This is a genomic window from Streptomyces hebeiensis, assembly GCF_052983195.1.
Window position 1 is genome coordinate 258607 of sequence record NZ_CM129812.1, and the last position, 17536, is coordinate 276142.

General features: G+C 69.0%; 18 protein-coding genes and 1 pseudogene. 6 read left to right on the plus strand and 13 right to left on the minus strand.

Annotation, left to right across the window (positions count from 1 at the left end; all coding sequences use genetic code 11):
- Window positions 1-114: 114 nt before the first annotated feature.
- The gene (locus ACU6P3_RS01115) at window positions 115-2949 is read right to left on the minus strand and encodes a SpoIIE family protein phosphatase (protein WP_447195476.1); all 2835 of its coding nucleotides are present in this window, start codon (window positions 2947-2949) and stop codon (window positions 115-117) included.
- Between the two features lie 115 nt (window positions 2950-3064).
- Window positions 3065-3277, minus strand: coding sequence for a hypothetical protein (locus tag ACU6P3_RS01120; RefSeq protein WP_447195477.1), 213 nt, complete (start codon window positions 3275-3277; stop codon window positions 3065-3067).
- Between the two features lie 341 nt (window positions 3278-3618).
- On the opposite strand from ACU6P3_RS01120, the gene ACU6P3_RS01125 reads away from it, so the two are divergent.
- From ACU6P3_RS01125 to ACU6P3_RS01140, 4 genes and pseudogenes are all read left to right on the plus strand, one after another.
- Complete coding sequence (locus ACU6P3_RS01125; protein ID WP_447195478.1) at window positions 3619-4212, plus strand: TetR/AcrR family transcriptional regulator; 594 nt, start codon at window positions 3619-3621, stop codon at window positions 4210-4212.
- A gap of 48 nt (window positions 4213-4260) precedes the next feature.
- Window positions 4261-5208: an NADPH-dependent F420 reductase gene (locus ACU6P3_RS01130; RefSeq protein ID WP_447195479.1), complete on the plus strand. Its 948-nt coding sequence runs from the start codon at window positions 4261-4263 to the stop codon at window positions 5206-5208.
- Window positions 5209-5231: 23 nt separating this feature from the next.
- A pseudogene (locus ACU6P3_RS01135) lies at window positions 5232-5596 on the plus strand (alpha/beta fold hydrolase); the annotation flags it as partial.
- Window positions 5597-5717: 121 nt separating this feature from the next.
- Entirely contained in the window at window positions 5718-5954 is a 237-nt protein-coding gene (locus tag ACU6P3_RS01140) for a hypothetical protein (protein ID WP_447198199.1), read from the plus strand.
- 27 nt (window positions 5955-5981) lie between these two features.
- On the opposite strand, the gene ACU6P3_RS01145 is transcribed toward ACU6P3_RS01140, so the two are convergent.
- From ACU6P3_RS01145 to ACU6P3_RS01170, 6 genes are all read right to left on the minus strand, one after another.
- Window positions 5982-6407: a zinc-binding dehydrogenase gene (locus tag ACU6P3_RS01145; protein ID WP_447198173.1), complete on the minus strand. Its 426-nt coding sequence runs from the start codon at window positions 6405-6407 to the stop codon at window positions 5982-5984.
- A complete protein-coding gene (locus tag ACU6P3_RS01150) occupies window positions 6299-6787 on the minus strand; it encodes an alcohol dehydrogenase catalytic domain-containing protein (protein ID WP_447195480.1) in 489 nt (162 codons plus the stop codon). The genes ACU6P3_RS01145 and ACU6P3_RS01150 overlap by 109 nt, the downstream gene beginning before the upstream one ends.
- On the minus strand, window positions 6784-6936 hold the full coding sequence (locus ACU6P3_RS01155; RefSeq protein ID WP_447195481.1) for a hypothetical protein: 153 nt from the start codon (window positions 6934-6936) through the stop codon (window positions 6784-6786). Before ACU6P3_RS01155 ends, ACU6P3_RS01150 begins: the two co-directional genes overlap by 4 nt.
- Before the next feature lie 209 nt (window positions 6937-7145).
- Window positions 7146-7880, minus strand: coding sequence for an NADPH-dependent F420 reductase (locus ACU6P3_RS01160; RefSeq protein ID WP_447195482.1), 735 nt, complete (start codon window positions 7878-7880; stop codon window positions 7146-7148).
- 140 nt (window positions 7881-8020) lie between these two features.
- Window positions 8021-8668, minus strand: a complete 648-nt coding sequence (locus ACU6P3_RS01165; RefSeq protein ID WP_447195483.1) for a TetR family transcriptional regulator — start codon at window positions 8666-8668, stop codon at window positions 8021-8023.
- Between the two features lie 381 nt (window positions 8669-9049).
- The gene (locus tag ACU6P3_RS01170; RefSeq protein WP_447195484.1) at window positions 9050-9691 is read right to left on the minus strand and encodes a TetR/AcrR family transcriptional regulator; all 642 of its coding nucleotides are present in this window, start codon (window positions 9689-9691) and stop codon (window positions 9050-9052) included.
- 164 nt (window positions 9692-9855) lie between these two features.
- Here ACU6P3_RS01170 and ACU6P3_RS01175 point away from each other — a divergent pair, with 164 nt between their 5' ends.
- On the plus strand, window positions 9856-12225 hold the full coding sequence (locus tag ACU6P3_RS01175; RefSeq protein ID WP_447195485.1) for an MMPL family transporter: 2370 nt from the start codon (window positions 9856-9858) through the stop codon (window positions 12223-12225).
- Between the two features lie 19 nt (window positions 12226-12244).
- On the opposite strand, the gene ACU6P3_RS01180 is transcribed toward ACU6P3_RS01175, so the two are convergent.
- From ACU6P3_RS01180 to ACU6P3_RS01195, 4 genes are read right to left on the minus strand one after another with little or no spacing between them, the layout of a single operon-like run.
- A complete protein-coding gene (locus tag ACU6P3_RS01180; RefSeq protein WP_447195486.1) occupies window positions 12245-13258 on the minus strand; it encodes an FAD-dependent oxidoreductase in 1014 nt (337 codons plus the stop codon).
- Between the two features lie 14 nt (window positions 13259-13272).
- Window positions 13273-13467, minus strand: coding sequence for a ferredoxin (locus ACU6P3_RS01185; RefSeq protein WP_352087715.1), 195 nt, complete (start codon window positions 13465-13467; stop codon window positions 13273-13275).
- A 39-nt stretch (window positions 13468-13506) separates the two neighbouring features.
- On the minus strand, window positions 13507-14739 hold the full coding sequence (locus ACU6P3_RS01190; protein WP_447195487.1) for a cytochrome P450: 1233 nt from the start codon (window positions 14737-14739) through the stop codon (window positions 13507-13509).
- A 49-nt stretch (window positions 14740-14788) separates the two neighbouring features.
- Window positions 14789-15598 (minus strand): MFS transporter, encoded by an 810-nt coding sequence (locus ACU6P3_RS01195; RefSeq protein ID WP_447195488.1) that lies wholly within the window; start codon window positions 15596-15598, stop codon window positions 14789-14791.
- Between ACU6P3_RS01195 and ACU6P3_RS01200 the strand changes: the two genes are divergently transcribed.
- A complete protein-coding gene (locus ACU6P3_RS01200; RefSeq protein ID WP_447195489.1) occupies window positions 15597-15779 on the plus strand; it encodes a hypothetical protein in 183 nt (60 codons plus the stop codon). The genes ACU6P3_RS01195 and ACU6P3_RS01200 overlap by 2 nt on opposite strands.
- 164 nt (window positions 15780-15943) lie before the next feature.
- On the opposite strand, the gene xynC is transcribed toward ACU6P3_RS01200, so the two are convergent.
- Window positions 15944-17254 (minus strand): glucuronoarabinoxylan endo-1,4-beta-xylanase XynC, encoded by a 1311-nt coding sequence (gene xynC / locus ACU6P3_RS01205; protein ID WP_447195490.1) that lies wholly within the window; start codon window positions 17252-17254, stop codon window positions 15944-15946.
- Window positions 17255-17536 lie beyond the last annotated feature (282 nt).

The window sequence follows — 17536 nt, forward strand, 5'->3', positions numbered from 1 at the left end:
TAGACGAGATGGGAGACGGGACCGTGTCGTCGTCCGGGGAAAGTCCAGGTCGAATCCGCCTCTTCTGTCGACTCCGTCCGCGCCCGGGAACATCAGCTCCAGGGCATCGGACGATTAGCTCCCGCGGTCGTCCGGGCCGTGCAGGGCCTGCTCGGTCCAGATGCACTTTCCATTCGTCGTGTAGCGGGTGCCCCAGCGTTGCGAGAGCGCCGTGATCAGCTGCAGCCCGCGGCCGCCTTCGTCGGTGTCCGCGGCGCGGCGCATACGGGGCATCGTGAGGCTGCCGTCGAAGACCTCGCAGATCAGCTCGGCGCCGTGCAGCAGACGCAAGCTGACCGGGCCCTTGGCGTGGCGTACGACGTTGCCCACCAGTTCGCTGGCCAGCAGTTCCGTGGTGAATGTCAGGTCGTCCAGGCCCCAGGCGGAGAGTTGCTCGCTGACATGCCGGCGGGCCAGGCTCGCCGCCTTCGGGTCCTCGGCGAGCGGCCAGGAGGCCATCCTGTCCGCGTTCAGGGCATGGAGGCGGGCGACGAGGAGCGCTGCGTCGTCGGCTGCTTGGTGCTCGGCGGGGAGCATGCCGACCGTCAGCGTGTCGCAGAGGCGCTCCAGATCCGCGTCGGTGCCGTCCTCGTGGGCGGTGCGCAGGAGCCGGACCAGGTCCGCCATGCCCTCGTCGATGTCGCGTTTCGCCGATTCGACGAGGCCGTCGGTGTAGAGCACGACCAGGGTGCCCTCGGGCAGCGTCAGCTCGACCGTTTCGAACGGCGGCTCGGCCGCGCCGAGGGGCGGGTCAGCGCCCAGTTCCGGGAACCTCACGGTGCCGTCGGGGTGCACCAGTGCCGGGGGCGGGTGCCCGGCGCTGGCGATGGTGCAGGCCTGGGTGGTGGAGTCGTAGAGCGCGTACAGGCAGGTCACGTACGACTCCTCGCCTATGACGCCGACGATGTCATTGAGGTGCCCCATGATTTCGTCGGGGGGCAGTTCGAGGTCGGCCAGAGTGTGGACGGCCGTGCGCAGACGGCCCATGGTGGCCGCCTCGGGCAGGCCGTGGCCCATGACATCGCCGACGACGAGGGCGACGCGGCCGCTGGAGAGCGGGATGACGTCGTACCAGTCACCGCCCACGTCCATGCCCTGCCCGGCGGGGAGGTAACACGCGGCGGTCTCGCAAGCGGGCAGGTCGGGCAGGTCGGTGGGAAGCAGGCTGCGCTGGAGTTCGCGGGACCGGACGCGCTCGGCGTCGTACAGCCGGGCCCGCTCCAAGGCCTGTGCGACGAGGGCGCTGATCGTGGTCAGCAGGGAACGCTCGTCGTCGTTGAGCCGACGCGGGCGGTCGAAGGAGACGACGCACACCCCGAACGTGCGACCGGACGCCGTCAGCGGCAGGAACGCCCACGCCTGTTTGTTGGCGATGCCGGGCAGGTCGGCGTGGTCAGGCGCGTACGCGACATACTCCTGCGGCGAGGACAGGAATGCCGGTGCTCCGGACGAGATCACGCTCCAGGACGGGCTGGTGCCGGCTGCGGCGCGGTCGTTCACGAGGTCGAGGAAGTCGTCCGCGTAGCCGACGGACCCGACATTGAGGAGCCGGTTTCCTTCGATGGCCTGCACCATGAGTCCGACGGCGTCGAACGGCGGCAGCACCCGCTGCGCGACCGCGTCCACCACGTCCTGTGAGGTCGTCGCCTTGGCGAGCGCGGCGGTCAGTTCCGTGATCTGGGCCGCTCGCTCGGACGCGTCGTTCTCGGCCGCCCGGCGCTCCTCCTGCACACGCAGTTTCTCGGTGACGTCCGTCAGGTAGAGGGCGCAGCCCACGGGCCCCGGGACCAGCCGCAGCCGGTAACGACGCCCCATGTCCGACATGTGCACGTCAAAGCTGGCGGGCTTCCCCTCTGCGGCGGCCCTCTGGCAACGGCGCTCCAGGCCCTGGATCCGCCGCGCGGCGGGCAGGTCCCACAGCACACGCCCGAAAAGTTGCTCCTGGGAGAATCCCAGTACGTGTTCCGCTTCCAGGTTGGTGAAGATGATGCGCCATTCAGGATCCACCGCCAGGAAACCGTCGCTCATCTGCCGAAGGGCCCGGCTGAGCGCGTCCCGAGCGGAAGGCAACTCGCTGTTCTCCCACCTCACGCCGACCATCCGGAGCGGCCGGCCCTGGTCGTCGTACGTCGGCATACCGCGGGCCCGCGACCAGCCGTACGTGCCGTCCAGACGCCGTACCCGGTACGCGGCCTCGTACACCGAATGCTCACGGATCGCCCGCTGCGCCTCCGCCAGCGTCGGTGCCAGGTCGTCGGGGTGGAGAATGTGCATCCAGTCCTGGATCTTGCCGGTGAAATCGACCGGTCTGCTGCCGTAGAACTCCATGGCCACCGCGTCCCAGATCAGCCCGTCGGTCTGGAGGTTCCAGTCCCACCAGCCGACCCTGAGGCCCGGGACGTCCTGCCAGGGCCGCTCGCCATCGGGCTCCTTCGGCGCGGAGTCGGACAGCCTCGGGGCCCGGGCCATGTGCCCCTCGGTCCAGGCGGCGACGACCCGGAGGAAATCCCACTGCTCCGGGGTGGGCTCGCCCCGGTCGCCTGTCAGAAGGGTGATGGTGCCTGTGATGCGGCCCCCGCCGGACACCGGCAGGGCGGCCAGGCCCGTGCCGAGCCCTGGGACATCGGCGGCTTCGGCGGGGAGCAGCGGCAGCCATACGGCAGTGCCCTGGCGCAGGGCACACGCCGGGGCCAGCAGGCTTTCCTGATCGATGATCTCCCAGGAGCGGGTGAGGGCGGGTGGCAGACCAACCGCCGACGCCAGGCACAACGCGGACGTGGGACCACACAGATGGATCGTCCCGCCCAGAGCGCACAGCTCACCTGTGGCGTGCTGGAGCGCCAGCCGGAAGACTTCGCTTTCCGGGGCACCGAAGGCCACCGTACTGAGCAAAGCCAGTCGCGGATTCACACTCCAAATCGTACGCTCGGCGGCGGCGCCCCAACGTCCCCGGAGCCCCAGCCCGCAGGCGGATCCGAGAGGCCATTGCAACGCGTGGTCGTGTTGATCAGGCCGCCAGCGGTTTTCATTGGCCGTCGGCCGGTTGAGTCAGGGGCCAGGCGCGGACGTCCAGCGCCTTTCCGATCTCCGGGTCCTGCGTGGCGTGGTCGTGCTCCTGCTCGGCGATCTGGCGACGTAGGTCGACGATCTGGTCGATCGCGGAGACCGCCAGGTTGTGCCGGCCGGCGTCGATGCAGCACTGGGCGTAGCTCTGGAGGCCCCAGACCAGGTCGTGCACATGCGCCTCTGGCAGCGCCTGGGCGAGGCTGGTGATCTGTTCGCGACACGGTCTCGACCGTCCCCAGATACTGTCGGGCGAAGCCGCGGGAAGTTCCCCATCCTGCACGCGTGGCAGGTGGTTCAGGTGCCGGTCCAGCAGTTCAGGAGGTCTCCTGGATGGTGGCGGGGATCTGGTAGAGGGTGAGTCCGGTGTGCCGTCTTCTGGGACAGTCGCTGTTCGGCGCTGACGCCCTTCACAACGGCGCGCGGTGGCGTCGACGCCAATGAGGAGATACTCTCCGTTTTGCGGAACGACAGTACGGAGACGGTCTTCGTACCGTCGGAGGGAGGTGTGCGGACATGGGCGTGCCAGGCGTGGAGGGACGTCGGTCGCGGGCGGACAAGCAGCGCAACCGTACGCACATCCTTGAGGTGGCGGAGGAGTTCTTCGCCGAGCGCGGCATCACCGGCTCCATGGATGCCATCGCCAAGCTGGCCGGTGTCGGCCCGGGCACCCTTTACCGGCACTTTCCCAACCGGGAGGCGCTGATCGCCGCTCTCCTGCGAGCTCGGGACGAAGAACTGGAAGCCCGTCGCGTCGCCATCCAGGGCGACGAGACCGACTCCAGCACCGCGCTTGCCCAGTGGCTGGAGGCGCTGAGCAAGTGGGCGACCGCCTTCGACGGCCTGCCCGAGCCCCTGCGCGCCGCTCTGACCGAAGACACGTCCCCTCTGGCGATCACCTGCCAGGGCTTCATCTCTGTCACCGAGGAGTTCCTCCTCGCGGCCCAGCGTGATGGCGGCGCCCAGTCGTGGGTACGGGCACGGGACTTGTTCCTCAGCACGCTGGCGACGGCCTGGGCGTGCGGTGCCGCCATGGCCGACGAGTCATCGCACGAGGCTCTCAACGCCCTCATGCGTTCCGGATGGGAGACGCCTGCGGGCGGGCGCTGAGGCATGCCGGACGCGTAGGTGCGGGCGATTCCGTGGAGTTCAGCCCTTGTGGACGTTTCGCGGTCGCGGTGCTTGTCATCACCCGGGCATCGGGAGGCGCCGTGGCCGACTGGGTCGGACGGCCCATTCGGTAAGTCCAGGCCGGTCGGCCCAACGTCCACCGATCGCCCGTCGCTGGGAGGGGCTCCTGACGCGTCCGCCGCAGCCCGCCTCCGCCACGGCACATCAATCGAGACGAGGAGATCCAGTATGAAGATCGGCATTTTGGGTGTCGGGCACATCGGCAAGACCCTGACCCTACGGTTGAGCACCGCCGGGCATGACGTGAAGGTGGCCAACTCGCGCGGCCCGGAGACTGTCGATGCCGACGTACTGGCCTCGGGCGGACGCGCGGTCACCGTTGCGGAAGCCGTCGCGGACGTGGACGTCCTGATCCTTTCGATCCCCTTGAACCGTCTTCCCGAGATCGCGCCGCTCCTCGCCGACATGCCGGCCGATACGGTCGTCGTCGACACGTCGAACTACTATCCCTTGCGCGACAGTCAGATCGAGGCCATCGACGCCGGTCAGGCGGAAAGCCTGTGGGCCACCGAACTACTGGGCCGACCGATCGCCAAAGCATGGAACGCGATCGGCTCGCACTCGTTCGCGGCCAAGGCCGAGCCCGCGGGAAGCGCGGACCGCATCGCCATCCCCGTCGCCGCCGACAGCGACAGGGACCGGCGACTGGCCATGGCACTTGTCGAGGACACCGGGTTCGACGCGTTCGATGCCGGGACGCTCGCGGACTCGTGGCGGCAGCAGCCCGGAGCGCCAAGTTACTGCACGGACCTCACGCGCGAGGAGATGCCCGGCGCGCTGGCGGCGGCGGAGGCGGAGCGCCTGCCGAAACGTCGCGACCTGGCGGTCGCCGCAATCCAGGAGCGGGTCGGAGACAGCGGCACGAACCCTGACGCGGAATACCTCGTGCGCCTGAACCGCGCCCTGTTCACGTGACCCGACGGGCGCGGGGACCAGACGTGAACGGAGTCGGACTGCGCATCGCCGAGCAGGGGCAGGGACCGCTGGTCCCGCCGCTGCACGGCTGGCCGGAGAGCTGGTACTCCTGACGCCACCAGTTCGAGGCACCGGCAGCGGCCGGATACCGGGTCGTCGCCCCCGACCAGCGTGGCTACGCCCACAGCGAGCAGCCACCGGACATCGCCTCGTGCACCCTGCTCCACCTCGTCGGCGACGTGATCGCCCTGATCGAGGAACTCGGCGAGGAGCAGGCGATCGTCATGGTCACGACTGGGGCGCGCCCGCCGCCTGGACCGCGGCGACGCTGTGCCCCGACAAGGTCCGTGCGGTGGCCGGGCTCGGTATTCCGCCGATCCCGCCTGGTGGGATGGTCCCAGCACGAGGTTTGTGGTGCCTCAGGGCTGTGGGCATTGGACACAGCAGGAGCGTCCCGCCGAGGTCAACGCCGCACTCCTCGCCTTCCTCGCCCCGGCGAAATCGGTGGTGTGAGCCGAACAGCGGTCGACATGCTGCTTGAACAGGGGCACCCGGAGCCCGCGTTCGTGCGCCAGGACGACGCACGTGCCGGCGCGCTCCGCCAGGCGGGAGCCGAGGTCTTCGTCGACATCTCCGGGTACGAACAGTCCTTCATGACGTTCGAGAAGATGACCCTGCCGGAGGAAGAACGGCGTGCCCGGTGGGCTGCGAACCGTTGTTCCGCTCGGGGTACCCGCATTCGATGAGCGTGCGCGGCGAACTCCGACAGGGCCTCAGCGTTCGTAAGCGGCGATGATGCGTCCGACGACTCCGCCGCCGCGCAGGCTCTGCAAGCCGTCGGGGATCTCGCGCGGTGCGATCGGGTTGAGCGGCGGGTTGAGTTCTCCGCCGCTCATGAGTTCGTAGAGCTCGGTGAGGTCTTGTTGCGTGCCCGACAGGGAGCCGAAGATCCGTAGCTGCTTGAAGATGATGGCCTGGGTGTTCACCGTGGCCTCCAAGCGGCCGAGGCCGACCTGCACGAGCGTCCCGGACGTGCCGAGCGTCTCCACCGCTTGGGCGGTGGTGGTTCCGAACCCGGCGTAGTCCACGATCAGCGGCAGGTCCTCGTCGGCGAACTCGGTGATCGACTCGGCGACGCCCGCCAGCCCGATCTCGGCCGCGAGTTCCCGTGAGGACGGGTCGATGTCGGCGGCATAGATTCCGCTCCCTTGAGGACGGCGACGCGTGCGCCGATGTAGCCGAGGCCCCCGAGGCCGATCACTCCGACCCGCATGCCCTTCTTCAGGCCGCCGACGGTGACCATGGCGTGGTAGGAGGTGATGCCCGCGTCGGTCGCCATCGCGCCCAGCTCGAAGGAGAGTTCGTCGGGCAGGCGGACGAGGTTCGCCGCGGTGGCTCGTATCTTGGGGCCGTAGCCGCCGTCCCAGGCTCCGTAGCCGATGGCATCGCCGTCGGGCATCACCGGCGCCAGCCCGACACGGTCGCCGACCTTCCAGTCGTCCATCCCGGGGCCGACCTCACTGATCACTCCGGCGTTCTGGTGCCCGAGCGTCATCGGGATACGCGGGAACGACGTCATCCACTCGGGTCGTCGAGCGCGCCGACATCGGAATGGCACAGGCCGGCGGCCCTGACGTCGACGACGACCTCGCCCGGACCCGCGTGTGGAGCCGGTACCTCCTCCAGGGTCAGCGGCTGACCGGTTCCGTTGAAACGCCACGACTTCATGGGGCTCACGTGTCCTTTGCTGCGGCCGGCACGCGCGGTCGGCGCCTCGCCCACCACCCGTGCCGCGCCGGATGTGTCCTGCTTGTTCTGCCGCGTTCAGGGGCGGCCGGGGCGCGTGCCACCCCGGCCGCGGCGGGCCCCGCACCGCCGGGCCCGCCGACCGCTCGTCGGCACGAGTGACGTGTGCGCGAGCGGGGACGGCACCGGTGTCAGCGGTGGGCGGCGCGGTTCATCTCGACGACGTCCTCCAGCGTGGGCGCGTCGCTGAGGGCGGCGAAGCGCTCCAGCATGCTGTCGCGGACGCGCGCGTCCTTGTGCCGGTCGGCCGCGGCGAGGGCCGGGCCCATCTCTTCCAGGGTCAGCTCTGTGCAGTAGGCGGGGCCCATGGGCTGCTGACGCCAGGAGTCGGCGAGCACTCCGGCGTCGTAGGGGTCGAAACCCGTGTCGTCCACCAATTGCATGGCCACCCGCCGCGCCTGCTCGGAATCGGCCGCGACGGGGATCGCGATACGCCCCGGGGTGCCCGCCGGAACGCCCTTGGTCCGCTGAGTCCCGGCCAGGGCGGCGTTCCATGCCTTGACCACCGGTCGGCCCAGCAGCTCGGCGTTGCGCACGCTCTCCACCTGGCCGTTCTCTACGGCCTCGATGCGGCCGTTGAGGTGCGGATAGTAGTTGGAGGTGTCGATGACCACCGTCTCGCTGGGAACCGAGGCGAACAGGTCGGCCAGCTCCTGTACGCGGTCGAAGGGGATGGACAGGACGATGACGTCCCTGTCCCGCACGGCGGCATTCAGGGCCACAGCGTGGGCACCGGACTCCAGCGCCTCGGCCGGAACGGCCTCGGGGCCCCGGGCATCGGCGACCTGTACCTCGTGACCGGCGGCGCTGAGCTTGCGGGCGAGATTGCTCCCGATCGCACCTGCGCCAATAACAGCAATTTTCACGATTTGTCCTATCTGAGGGTGCACTGCCCCCGAGGGCAGCATCGAGCGACTGCGGTCGTGGGGAGCCGTCGCCGCAATGAAAGGTCGGCCGCGCCGACCGGCCCTGGCAGGCCGCAGCCATCCGGCCGTGCGGCGGTGGGCTATCCGGGCACGTCGCCCGGTTCCTGCAGGACGCCCATTGCCTGGTCGGTGAGATCCGCCAGCGAGACGACACCGCCGCCCGCGGTCCAGGCGTCGGTGGCCGCGTCCAGGCACGAGATCGCCGCCGCCACGAGGGCGCCGGCCCGCATGTCGGTGGCGGGATCCGGGCCGCCGAGGCGACGGGAGATCTCCGGGACCAGCATGCTCTGCCAGCCCTGCGTTTTCTCCCACTGCCGCGTCATCAGCGCGCAGGCGTCACTGAGCAGCCGGATGATGTCCATCGGCGCTCCGGTCTCACCGGGCCGGGGTTCGGCGATCACGTCGAACGCCCGACGTAGCGCCTCCCAGGGCCGCTCCCCCGCGGGCCGGGCGGCCAGGGCGTCCGCGATCTCGCGGCCGAACTCGCCCACCCTGCCCAGCACGAGTTCCTCCTTGGTGCCGAAGTACCGGAAGAACGTGGTGCGCGACAGACCGGCCGCGGCGGCGATCTGCTCCACGGTCGTGTTGTCGAAGCCGCGCTCGGCGAAGAGCCGGAAGGCGACTTCGCTCACCTCCGCCCGCATCGCGGCACGCGTCCGCTCACGCAGCGAGGAACGCCCGGACGGTGCGGCACCGGGGGTGGATGACGACGTTGCGGGATCGACCATACCAAGAGTGTACACAGACTCTAAGTGGTACTCGATACCAACTCGGATTACCGTTTCCGTTATCGACAAAGTTCCACTCCGGGAGTCGATTCCACGTCCCAGCGGGGCTTCACCGCCGTGGCGGCGAACGCGAGGTGCGTGGGGCGCCATCACGTGCCTTCGGGAGGAGATCGGGGTTCCCCCGTCTCGCGGCCTTCCGAACCAGAGCCTGACGTTCAGGAACTACAGCATCCGGGAACCGCCCTGGCGGGTCGGCACCACATCGGCGGCCTCCATCAGGCGCCGCGATGTGGCGTTGCTTTCGATGCGGCGCCGCAGGGCATGGCGGCGCCGCGCAGCGCATTCGGCTTTGCCGGGTCGGTTCGGCGGAGCGGGCGGCCTTCAGTTGCGCGCGATGTTGCCGACCGCGATGCGCAGGTCTCCCTCTCCGGGGCGGAGCGGAGGCAGGGGTGTCGCGTTCGCGGGGTTCAGTGAGTCGAACAGCAGGGCGATGAATCGGGCCCGCATCGAGGGAGCGGTGCCGGGGATCGCGAGCCCGGCAACGGCCATCACGAGAAAACGCGGAATGTCTTCGGCCGTCAGATCGTGACGGACCTCGCCCTGCTGCTGCGCGCGAAGCAGCAGAGGGTGCAACGACTCACTGAAGCGCTGAAGGACGCCCACGGCGACGTCGGAGAAGTTGCTCGCGAAGGTGACCAGCCCCTTCTCCTGCGCGATCAGGTCGAGCAGTTGCGCGGCGATGTCCTGGAGGGACTGGCGGGGACGAGGGGTGTCGACGGCGTCGTCGATGAGGGGGAGCAGGTCGGTTTCGAGGATGTCGTCGAGGACGGCCCGGACGATGGCCTCCCGGTTGGGAAAGTGACGGTACAAGGTGGCGATGCCTACGCCGGCCTCGGCCGCGATCTGCTCCAGTGAGGCGTCGCCCGCACCGAGGACCGTCCGTCCGGCGGCCGTGATGCGCTCGATGGTGGAGCGTGCGTCGACTCTGCGCCGCCGGGCACGGTCGCCCTTGGTGGTGGCCATCTGTGACTCCTTCCTCTTCGGCGAAGGCTACCCGCGCATCGGCATGTCCGGTAGCACCCTATCGGTTTGATAGTCACCTATCGGTTTGATAGTACTCTCTCGTTTCGTGCCTCCGTGAGCCCCCTGCAGGGCCCACGGAGGCACCTGGAGATGGGGAGAGAGCTATGTCCGTTCTGCTGTACCGGCTGGGCAAGTTCGCCTACGGCAAACCCTGGTACGTCATCTTGGGCTGGCTGGCCGTGGTGGCCGCCGTCCTGGGGCTGCTGATGGCCAACCCGGTCAGGCTGAGCAACGAGGTGCGCATTGACGGCACCCCGTCCCAGCGCGTCATCGACGAGCTGGCCGTGTCCCTACCGGAGGCGTCCGGCGGGCAGGGCATGCTGGTCTTCAAGCCCGCGGCCGGCGCCAGGATCGAGGACCGGAACGTTCGGTCCGCCCTCCTGGCGGCCGTGGACGCCGTCTACCGCCACGACCACGTCACAGACCCCCGGAAGGCCCTCGCCGCGGAAGTCGCCAAGGGTGAGAGCAGCCCGCTGCTGCGGGCCCAGGCGGCGGTGGCGCAGGCCGCGGGCCAGCCGGCCTCCGGTAAGACACCCGTCCCGTTGCGGGTGGACGGTCTGCCGGTGCCCGGAGTCGTCGTCTCCGCCGACGGCTCGACGGCCCTGATGCAATTCCAGTTCGACATGCAGACCTTCGAGCTTCCCGCCGGAACCATCGCCAGCACCGTCGAGGCCGCCGAGCGGCAGGCCACCCGCGGCGGCATCGAGGTTCTGCCATCGGCGTCGATGATGGAAATCCCGGAAGTCATCGGCGTCGGGGAGATCGTCGGTGTCGCCGTTGCGGCCATCGTCCTGCTGATCACGCTGGGGTCGGTCGTGGCGGCGGGCCTGCCCCTCGTCATCGCCCTGGTCGGGGTCACGGTGGGTGTGGGCGGTGCCTTCACCCTCTCCACCGTCTTCGAGATCCACTCGCTCGCCGCGGTCCTGGCCCTGATGCTGGGGCTGGCGGTCGGTATCGACTACGCCCTGTTCATCGTCAACCGGGAACGCAGGCTGATCCTCGAGGACGGTCTGGACGCGCACGAAGCGACCGGCCGTGCGATCGGCACCGCCGGAAGCGCGGTCTTCTTCGCGGGCAGTACGGTCATCATCGCCCTGACGGGCCTCCTGGTCGTCGGGATCACTCTGCTCAGCACCATGGCCCTCGTCGCCGCCGCCACGATCGCGGTCGCGGTGCTGCTCGTACTGACCCTGCTGCCGGCACTGCTGGGGCTGGTCGGAGAACGCGTCTGCCCCACTCGCACCCGGCGCCGGGCACCCCGGCAGGCAGCCGTCGCCGGCCACACGCGGGCGGCTCGTTGGGGAGCGGGCCTGGTCCGGCACAAGTACCCGGCGCTCGCGGCGGCGTTCCTGATACCGGCGGTCCTGGCAGTGCCCGCCGCGGACATGCGCATGGGTCTGCCCTCGGGGGCCAGCTACAACACCGGCACCCCGCAGCGTCAGAGTTACGACCTGGTCAGCGACGCCTTCGGGCCCGGCTACAACGGCCCGCTCATGATCGCCGTCACGTCCAGCGCCAAGGAACGCCCGCTCGCCCCGGCGGCTCTCGCCGCGGTCGCAGCCGATCTGAGTGACGTCAAGGGCGCGGCAGCGGTCTCACTGGCCGGGATGAGCAGCACCGGCACCACGGCCATCCTCGCTCTCGTCCCCGCCAGCGGCCCCAACGACGACGCCACCAAGTACCTGGTCACCGCCCTGCGGGAAAAGACCGCGCCGGCCGGCGCCGCCCACGGAGCCGTCATCGGCATCACCGGCTTCACCGCCCTCGCCATCGACGTTTCCGACCGGCTCGCCGACGTCCTTCCGCTCTACGTGGCCACTGTGCTCGGACTCTCCCTGATCGTGCTGCTCCTGGTCTTCCGCTCCTTCCTGGTCCCTGTGACGGCGACGCTCGGCTTCCTGCTGACCATCGGCGCCACCTTCGGTGTCACCACGGCTGTCTTCGAGTGGGGCTGGCTGCAGGGGCTGATCGGACTGGATGCCACCGCGCCCGTCGTGAGTCTGCTCCCCATCATCATCACCGGTGTCCTGTACGGGCTCGCCATGGACTACCAGATGTTCCTGGTCACCTCCATGCGCGAAGCACACATCCACGGCGCCGACCCGACGGCCGCCACCATCACCGGTTTCGCGCGCGCCAGTTCCGTCGTCGTCGCGGCGGCCACCATCATGGTCAGCGTCTTCGCCGGGTTCGTCTTCAACGCCGATCCCATGATCAAACAGGCCGGGTTCGCGTTGGCCGCGGGCATCCTCATCGACGCCTTCATCATCCGCATGACACTCATCCCGGCCACTATGGCCCTCGCCCAGGAGAAAGCCTGGTGGCTGCCCGCCCGGCTGGACCGCCTCCTGCCCGACCTCGACGTCGAGGGCGACAAGCTCGCACAGAAGATACGCCTGCCGCGCTCGGCCGCTGCCCAGCAGCACGCCGCCGCGACGACCGCCGCGGCGAAGAAGGCGGACATCACGGGCTGACTGCGCCAGTCCTGTCGCGTCAGGGGCGTTTCGGCCGATGAGGGTGCGGTGGCCGAGGAGGAAACTCGGCCATGCCGACGAAGGCGAGGTACGCGCCCGGTCTTTGTGACGCCGCGGTACCTGGGCGAGAAGGTCTCCGCCTCCCGCGACCGGCACCTGGACGCCGGAGTCGATTCGCCGGCGATGCGTCTGGGCCTGCCGACGAGGCCGGCCACGGAGGGGACCTTACGGAGGGGAGCTTGTCGATCAAGGGGCGCCCGGCTGGATCGGCGGCGGCGCGTGGATCGTGGCCCCCGGTGTCCGGCGGTGCCAGGGCGGGATCCTCGCCGGGCGGTTCGGCAATGGGCGGCGGTCGCGGGTGGGTCCCGGGCAGCGTGGGCAGCCTCTTCCCGGTCCGACCAGGTCTGCGGGCACTGGGCATGGATGTGCTTGACAGCCTCGACCGGCTGGGCGCCGAACAGGACGCGCAGCGGCGGGTTGTCGGCATCGGCTCAGCACGGATCTGCTCGATCAACTCGGTCTGCTTGATCTTCCCTTCGGGCAGCCGCGTGTCCTCGAACCGGATCGCATACCGGTCGAACCACTCAGGCGGAGCCCAGGCGGCCAGCCACTTCGGCTTGAGGGACGCCACGGTGTTCAGCACAGCTCGCAGGGTCTCACCGAGTCGCACCAGCCCGTTGACCTGCCGGGCGGCGGACAGCACGATCGTTGAGTCCGTGCGCGCACGGCCGCCGGCCTTGAGCAGGCCGTGTTCCGCGGCGGCTTCAAGGACCTGATCCAGGAGCTGAATGCCGGGGGCGGCGGCGCTGTACTGGTCGCCCACCGCCCCGTCCACCAGGCGCGGGCCGCTGCCGTCGAGCCGTTCGGCGTCCCGGTCACCGCGGAGGACCTGCTTGGACAGCGGCGGCCGGGCGTAGGGCAGGTGGGGCTCGCGTCCGACGAGGCCGATGTATCCGTCGAAGCCTTCGCGGCGCAGGGTCTGGGCGGCGGCCAGTCCCGCCGCCGAAGCTCCGACGGTCACGACCCGGCGCAAGGGCGCCGAGTTCGTCAGCGGTCCGCCAGATGAATCGCCGCGGCCGGGCAGACGGCGGCCGACTCCCGGACGCCGTCGTGGTGTTCGGGCGCAGGGGCGGCGGTGAGCAGTTCGACGATGCCGTCGTCGTCCTGGTCGAAGACCTCGGGTGCGAGCATGACGCACTGGCCCGAGGCGACGCACTTGGGCTGGTCGACTGTGACGCGCATGGGGGTTCTCGTTTCTCGATGTGGGGGCGGAGTTGCGGGTTACCAGGTGACGGGGAGTTCGTAGACGCCGTAGACGAAGCCGTCGTGCTTGAACTCCAGCTGGTCGATGCTGGTCGCCAGGGCCAGGGTGGGGATGCGGCGGTAGAGAGTGCTGTAGACCGCCTGGAGTTCGACACGGGCCAGCGGCTGCCCCAGGCACTGGTGCACGCCGTAGCCGAAGGCGACATGGCGACGGGCGTCGCGGGTGAGGTCGAGCTCGTCCGGGTTCCCGGCGAAGGCCTCCGGATCCCGGTTGGCGATCTCGTTGGCGAAGATGATGCCCTCGCCCGCGCGGATGACCTGGCCGCCGATCTCGATGTCCTCCCGCGCCACACGCCGGCGCCCGGAGTGCGTGACGTTCAGGTAGCGCAGCAGCTCCTCCACTGCCCCGGCGACCACCTTCGGATCGTCGGCCGTTCGCAGCAGGGCCAGCTGGTCGGGGTTTTCCAGCAGGGCGAGGGTGCCCAGGGCGATCATGTTCGCGGTGGTCTCGTGGCCGGCGCCCAGCAGCAGGACGCTCATATGGGCAGCGTCGCGCAGCGTCATCTCGCCGGTGGCCACCCTCTTGGTGACGAGCTCGGAGAGCAGATCCTCTTCGGGCCGGACCTGTTTGGCGGCCAGCAGATCCTCCAGGTAGTCCGCGAGCACCGTGGTGGCGGCGAGGACCTCATCCGGCGTGGAGTCGCGCTTGACGATGACCTTGGTGTTGCGCTGGAAGAGGTCGTGGTCCTCGTACGGCACACCCAGCAGTTCGCAGATCACCAGGCTGGGGACCGGCAGGGCGAACGCCTGGACCAGGTCGACCGGCTTCGGACCGGCGAGCATCTCGTCGATCAGGTCATCGATGATCTTCTGGATCGACGGACGCAGCGCCTCGACCCTCTTCACGGCGAAGGGGGCGGTCACCATGCGACGGATCTGTGCGTGCTCCGGGTCGTCCATGTTGAGAAACGTGCGGCGGGCTCGATTACTGGCCTGCTGGCCGGCCGAGCGGTGGGGGAAGCCGGGCCTCGTGGCTTCGGCGCTGACACGCGGGTCGCCGAGCAGGGTGCGCAGGTGGTCGTAGCGGGTGACCAGCCACGGGCTGCTGCCGTCCCAGATCCGCACCCGGGTCAGCGGCTTGTCGATCTGCAGGGCGTGAAGCGCAGGCGGGGGGTCGAAGGGACAGCCGGCTGCTCGCGGGCTCGGGTGATGAGGAAGTTCGACCGTCGTGTCCGTATGGGTCTCGGTCATGACCGCCTCCGTGAGGGAGAAGGGGTGCGTCCCGGCATTCCTAACAGCATTAGGTGCTTGAGGCAATCATTTGTCGAAGCGGATCCGTCCTGCACGTCGCTATCCGGCCAGCGCCCGCCGTGAACGGTTCGTCGGCACCCGCCCCATACAGGATCGACAGCACCGTGGCGCGCTGCTTGATGATGTGCGGCGGCACGATGGGCTCGGCGGCACGCGTCTCGACCCACAGGGCTGTGGCCAGCAGGACCACGGCGCCACCGACCATGGCCCCGGTCTGCCAGGACATCCAGGCGAACGGGCCGTCGACGAACGAGATCCGGATGAGCAGCGTGCTGACACTCGCCGCGATCAGGGTCGCGCCCAGGTAGTCGATCTTGATGTTTTCACGTCGCATGACGGGGAGACGCAGCGTCCGTTGGAGCAGGACCAGCGAGGCGACGGCCACCGGCACACTGATGAAGAAGCACCAACGCCATCCAAGCCACGTGGTGTCCACAATGAAACCGCCCAGCAGCGGACCGCCAATAGTGGACACGGCGGTGACGCTGCTCAAGTAACCGCTGTACCGGCCGCGTTCGCGCGGCGGGATCATCGCCGCGATGGCTATCTGGACCAGGGCCTGCGCACCGCCCACGCCGATGCCCTGCACGGCGCGCGCGGCGATGAGCTGCCCCGCTGACTGGCTCAGCCCCGCTCCCACAGACCCGAGGATGAAGACGACGATGGCGCACTGCACCAGCGTCTTCTTGCTGAACAGGTCGGACAGCTTGCCCCAGATCGGAGTGGTGGCGGTCGTGGTCAGCAGAGTCGCGGTGACGTCGAAGCGTGTGAAACGAGCCCCGGGAACGAACATCGCCATGTTCGAGGCCGCGATCCGCGAGTTCGGGCGCGTCGACGCCGTGCTCAACGTGGCGGGCATCGCCTCCGGCGAACCGCTCGTGGACACGTCGGAGGAAACACTCGACAAGGTCCTCCCGATCGATCTGCGTCACCGCCGCCAACATCCCGATCGACGGGCAGTGCGTCATCGCCTCCCCTGACGTCTCCGGCCAGCGGGACGAGGACGGCATCGCCATTCTGCTGGGATCGCTGCCTCTTCGCTTCGCTGACCGCACTGGACTGCCTCCGGGCTGGCATGCCCACCGCCTCAGTCAGTACCGAGATCCGGACCATGGAACCCGTCAGCCAGGTGTCGTGCTGCGCTTCAACCGGTGACGAAGGTGGTCACACTTCGGGCGGGAAGCTGGCCTGTGAAGGCGCCGTTGGAGATGTTGATCCTGCTCTGGGGGGCGAGGTTCCTGCTAGCGTCCGTCAGCCAGGACGACACACCGGATGGGGTGTTGTTCCGCAGGGCGAACCGCTGGCTCACCGGCGAGGCCCCCTTGTTGATGGCGACGACGACCAGCTGAGAGCCACTGCCCCGGTAAGCCGAGGTGTAGACGTTCGGCTGGGGATTCGAGGCCGTGTCGATCCGCACATGCCCTGGGCGGACGAACTTCGAGAAGTGTGCCATGTTGGCGCCGCGCTTGCTGATACGCCCGTCCTCCCGGAGGGGACCATAGCCACGCCGGATGTACCACCACACGTACGCCTGGAACTCGGCGTCCACCATGGCGCGGTGGATGTGTTCTCCCACATCGAGCGCTTGGGGCCAGAGGTCTGCCGAGTCGCTGCTGTTGGGGTGGTAGACCTCGGTCATCCAGAGTTCTTTGCCCCCGCCCCGCTGCTTGAAGAGGGGGTAGGGAAAGTTCTGGTACTGCGTGCCGTAGAGGTGGGCCCCGAGAATGTCGAGGTTGGCGAGCGCTTGGGCGTCGTTGAGGATCGGGTCCGAGAAGCTCTTCACGTACTGGAACGACTCCGGGGCGATGACCCTGGTGCTGATCGAGCCGGCGTTCTCCCGCAGAAAGCGGATCACCTCGGTCGGAGTCCACCACGTCCAGTCATGCGCGTAGTCGGGCTCGTTCTGCACCGAGACGGCATACAGGTTCACCCCGTTGTTCCGCATGAACGCGACGAAGTCGTTCAGGTGCTGCGCGTAAGCGCCGTACATGTCGTACCGCAGCCGCCTCGCGTCGGCCTGATTGCCGCGGACGAAGGTCTCGACCATGTGAGCGGGAGGATTCCACGGCGACGCGATGACGGTCGCGCCGAGTTCGATCGCACGCCTCGCCGTCGCCACCTCGCGACTCCAGTTCGCCCGGTCCTCGTGGACGGGGATCCTCAGCACGGAGAACCCCAGCTGCCCCTCACCGTTGCCGAACGCCGTGTCCCTCTGGGCAGGCGTCAGGTCGCTGATCCAGACCGTGTGGTTCATGCCACCGAAGCCCCGTATCGTCTGACGAACCGCCGACGGGTCGACGATCACATCGGCAGCCGCAGTGCTGGGTGTCCCGGAGGCCGCCACGGCCGGCGTCGCGGTCACGAGGACCGGCAGAGCCCCCATCGTCGCCAGAACGGACCTCCGACTCGGAGATCCCGGCCCACTGGTGGTGGATTCGTTTCGACGTAACGTCATTCCTCCTCCTTCTGAACGGTGTCACTGATCTGAGCTGCTCGAGGCGGCCACCCCGATGACCATCCCCCCCGTGGCCCGGTTGGTCACGGGCACATACCACTGGAACTGGCCGTTCCTGGACACTACGTGGCCGGCCCAGGCGTTCTCGCCGGCCCCAACTGAAGGTGGCGAGGCTCAGCGGCGAGCCGTGATCGGTTCAGTTCACCATGTCCGGGGACGAGAACACCGCGTGGACGGTCGACAGGGGCCGCAGGCCGGTAGCTGTGCTGGTGCGGGGGCTCG

Coding starts and splice junctions, on each gene's coding strand:
- ACU6P3_RS01155 (WP_447195481.1), bottom strand. CDS start 6,936: ATGAAGTCGTGGCGTTTCAACGGAACCGGTCAGCCGCTGACCCTGGAG.
- ACU6P3_RS01190 (WP_447195487.1), bottom strand. CDS start 14,739: ATGACCGAGACCCATACGGACACGACGGTCGAACTTCCTCATCACCCG.
- ACU6P3_RS01175 (WP_447195485.1), top strand. CDS start 9,856: ATGTCCGTTCTGCTGTACCGGCTGGGCAAGTTCGCCTACGGCAAACCC.
- ACU6P3_RS01185 (WP_352087715.1), bottom strand. CDS start 13,467: ATGCGCGTCACAGTCGACCAGCCCAAGTGCGTCGCCTCGGGCCAGTGC.
- xynC (WP_447195490.1), bottom strand. CDS start 17,254: ATGACGTTACGTCGAAACGAATCCACCACCAGTGGGCCGGGATCTCCG.
- ACU6P3_RS01195 (WP_447195488.1), bottom strand. CDS start 15,598: ATGGCGATGTTCGTTCCCGGGGCTCGTTTCACACGCTTCGACGTCACC.
- ACU6P3_RS01125 (WP_447195478.1), top strand. CDS start 3,619: ATGGGCGTGCCAGGCGTGGAGGGACGTCGGTCGCGGGCGGACAAGCAG.
- ACU6P3_RS01170 (WP_447195484.1), bottom strand. CDS start 9,691: ATGGCCACCACCAAGGGCGACCGTGCCCGGCGGCGCAGAGTCGACGCA.
- ACU6P3_RS01165 (WP_447195483.1), bottom strand. CDS start 8,668: ATGGTCGATCCCGCAACGTCGTCATCCACCCCCGGTGCCGCACCGTCC.
- ACU6P3_RS01150 (WP_447195480.1), bottom strand. CDS start 6,787: ATGACGTCGTTCCCGCGTATCCCGATGACGCTCGGGCACCAGAACGCC.
- ACU6P3_RS01200 (WP_447195489.1), top strand. CDS start 15,597: ATGTTCGAGGCCGCGATCCGCGAGTTCGGGCGCGTCGACGCCGTGCTC.